This is a genomic window from Caballeronia sp. (genome assembly GCF_049581465.1).
Classification (GTDB): domain Bacteria; phylum Pseudomonadota; class Gammaproteobacteria; order Burkholderiales; family Burkholderiaceae; genus Caballeronia.
On the sequence record NZ_JBAUSA010000241.1, the window covers coordinates 1 to 3,306 of the forward strand.

A 3,306-nucleotide genomic window follows, 5' to 3' on the forward strand; every position below is an offset into this window, starting at 1 on the left:
GTATAGCGTGGCAGATCGAGGCCGGCTCTTGGCGCATAGCGTCTATCACCCGAGCTGGAGGATGTCGACCAGTTCAAGCTTCTATTTCGAAACGGCGCGTGTCGACGTCATCCGCCGGTTTGTCGAAGAATTCGCGCGCAAGATTTGCTTCACGGGCCAATTGTCGTTCGACTGGATCCAGCATACCGATGGACGCGTGAGCGTTCTCGAATGCAATCCACGTGCGACGAGTGGCTGTCACCTCTTCGCACTCGACGACCTATTGCCGTCCGCGCTTGAGGGCACGCTAACCGAGACGATCGAGGCTACGTCCAGTGCCCCGCGTATGATCGGCGCGGTCATGCTTAGCGCGGGTTTGATCGATGCGTTCAAGCGAGGCGAGCTGCGTCGCTGGCTGCGGGACTATCGCGCAGCCTCGGATGTGATCGGGATCCCCTGCGATCGTGGCCCGATCGCAGGCGCGATAAGCGATCTCGCTTCGTATGCGCGGCTCGCGCTCGCGCAGCGCTGCAGTCTGCGTGAAGCGGCGACGCGGGATATCGAGTGGGACGGCGAGGACTTACCCGGATCATGAGTAAATCCCAATATGTCCGATGGCCCGGGTCCGCGCGGTCCAGGTCATGGAGCACGACGGTCTCATAGGGGCAAGCCCGACGCCACAAGCACCACAAGCGCCGCGTGTCCGGCGGACCTTCCAGCATTTGTTAGCTGGCTGCCTGCGGGCACGTGCCGGTTTAGACGGAGCACCACATGAAACGCGCGTGCGATCGACCCGGGCGCTTCACCGGAAAACGTAACTGGCAATTAAACGTCTGTATGAGTCGATCATGCCTTGTTAGGCAATCACTGTCCGTTGATAGGCTGGTGCGCTGCCAACATAACGGATAGCTTATGTCCCTTGGGGACGCTCATCAGCTGCGTTCCGGTTATGGACTGACAGCGTGCCCCCCATAGCTTTACGCGGGGAGCCGCATCAGGAACTCGAACTTTTATCGGAGGCATTGTGACCGAGCTCTGGCGTTTGCCCGCAACTGAACTTGCCCACCTCATCCGCACTCGAAAAGTCTCAGCGCGGGAAGCTGCGCAGGCGGCTCTTGACCGGCTCGATGCAGTCAACCCGCAAATCAATGCGATCGTTGCACATCGGCCTGACTGGGTGTTGGAACAGGCGGATCAGGTCGACGAACTCGTGGCCCGAGGCAAGGACCCGGGCCCGTTGGCCGGTGTCCCGGTGACAGTCAAGATCAATACGGATCAGGCAGGGTTCGCCACCACGAACGGGACGCGCCTCCAGGAACACCTAGTGGCGCAAGCCAACAGCCCGGCTGTAGAAAATCTTCGGCGAGCCGGTGCCGTGCTTCTCGGGCGCAGTAACTCGCCCACCTTCGCGTTGCGCTGGTTCACCAGCAATCTGCTTCATGGGAGCACCCGCAACCCGCGCGATCCGTCGCTCACTCCGGGCGGCTCAAGCGGAGGCGCGGCAGCGGCCGTGGCATCCGGGATCGGGCATCTCGCGCTTGGCACGGATATCGGCGGTTCAATCCGCTATCCGGCTTATGCGTGCGGAGTTCATGGGCTACGGCCCACCCTCGGACGCGTTCCCGCCTATAACGCGTCCTCGCCGGAGCGCCCAATCGGCACTCAGTTAATGTCCGCCACCGGCCCGATCGGCCGCACCATCGAGGATCTGCGCGTCGCCCTTGTGGCAATGTCCGCGCCCGATCTTCGTGACCCCTGGTGGGTGCCGGTCGCGATCGAAGGTCCGCCTGTTCCGCTCCATGCCGCACTATGTCTTCGCCCAGGTGGACTGCAAATCGCTAAGGAGGTCGAAGCGGCCCTGTTGGACGCGGGCCAGCGACTTTCCGATGCCGGATGGACCGTGGAACAAATCGACGACACGCCATCGATACGCGAGGCCGCCGAGGTGCAGGAGCGCCTGTGGCTCGGTGATGGATTTGAGGCCCTCGCCGACGCGGCCGCGCGCGATGGAGACCCCGGTGCGCTGGCGGTCGTCGCGGCTTCTCGCGCCAAGGTAGAGGCTATGCCTGACGACGTAATCAACCGTTCGCTGGTGCGACGCACTACCCTGATGCGCCAATGGCGTCTATTCCTCTCCAAATATCCTGTGCTGTTGCTGCCGGTGTCGTCTGAGCTGCCGTTCCCTGACGGGCTTGACCTACAGGGGGAGGAAGGGTTCCGGCGTGTATGGGAAGCACAACTTACGATGAGAGCACTACCGGCGATGGGGCTGCCGGGCCTGACCGTCACCACGAACCTTGTCGGCGCCACTCCGGTCGGCGTACAAATCGTCGCCGCTCATTATCGGGAAGATTTGTGCTTGCTCGCAGGCAAGGCGATCGAGGCGCGTGGCGTGCCTCTGTCCCCGATTGATCCCGTCGCATAGCGTTTGTATCGCAATGTATCCACAGGCGGGAGGTGATACACAACGCTTCAAATAAGCGGTTTTCTTGACACAAGCCAGATACTTCCGCGGGGTTAAATGCATCAACGCCGGAATCAAGATGCATTGCACCCCGCGGGGACTTATTAGGCCGCGATCGTGCTCCCTGACATCCGGGCGTCTTCTGGTTGCACAAGACAAACTGTGGAGGTAAGTCATCATGAAATCGCTCATTCAAGCCGTTGTTGTCGCCGCTGTACTCGCCACCCCTTTCGCCGCTTTCGCGCAGTCGAGCCAGTCCGTGACCCGGGCGCAAGTGCGCGCCGAGCTGGTTCAGCTTGAGAAGGCCGGCTATAACCCGGCTCGCGGCTCCGATCCGTACTACCCGGCCGATATCCAGGCAGCCGAAGCCCGCGTGGCCGCACAGAACGGCGCAACCAGCGGCGTCGGCGGAGTGGTTAGTGGTACGTCGGAATCCGGCGCCGCAGCAGTCGGCCGCCCGCTTGCAAATGACGGCATGAAGTCGATTTACTTCGGTCATTAATGCTGTCGGCGCACGCTGCCTCCTGCGCCGATAGTTTGCGGGATGCCACGCGCGACGCCAACCCACGCATCACTCAAAGGGCCACAATCGTGAGCACGAAATCAACGACCAAAGCTTCCGCATGGAAGCGTTCCTCCATCGCCAAACTGGCGGGCGTGGTCGCGCTCGCAGTGGGCGCAATCGCGTCCCAGCGCATCGCGAACTCAGCCGAACCGGCGACGACAGTTCCGGCACCCACCCAGGACGAAAAACTCGCAACGGCGCATAGCGAGACCGCGGTGTTCGCGGGCGGCTGCTTCTGGGGCGTGCAGGGTGTCTTCGAGCACGTGCGTGGCGTAACCCAGGTCGCGGCGGGCTATAC

Annotated in this window: 3 protein-coding genes and 1 pseudogene; all 4 read left to right on the forward strand. The window is 62.3% G+C overall.

From position 1 onward, the window contains the following. Positions 1 to 574, forward strand: a pseudogene (locus WCA53_RS06010) (ATP-grasp domain-containing protein); the annotation flags it as partial. 429 nt (positions 575 to 1,003) lie between these two features. Further along, positions 1,004 to 2,404 (forward strand): amidase family protein, encoded by a 1,401-nt coding sequence (locus WCA53_RS06015; protein WP_423906883.1) that lies wholly within the window; start codon positions 1,004 to 1,006, stop codon positions 2,402 to 2,404. Positions 2,405 to 2,621: 217 nt separating this feature from the next. Then, positions 2,622 to 2,945: a DUF4148 domain-containing protein gene (locus tag WCA53_RS06020; protein ID WP_423906886.1), complete on the forward strand. Its 324-nt coding sequence runs from the start codon at positions 2,622 to 2,624 to the stop codon at positions 2,943 to 2,945. 89 nt (positions 2,946 to 3,034) lie between these two features. Further along, positions 3,035 to 3,306, forward strand: a 272-nt coding sequence (locus tag WCA53_RS06025) for a peptide-methionine (S)-S-oxide reductase (protein ID WP_423906890.1), incomplete at its 3' end; no start/stop codon positions are given.

What these genes read in the sequence shown, in the direction of transcription:
- WCA53_RS06020 (WP_423906886.1), top strand. Translation starts at nt 2,622, where the DNA reads ATGAAATCGCTCATTCAAGCCGTTGTTGTCGCCGCTGTACTCGCCACC.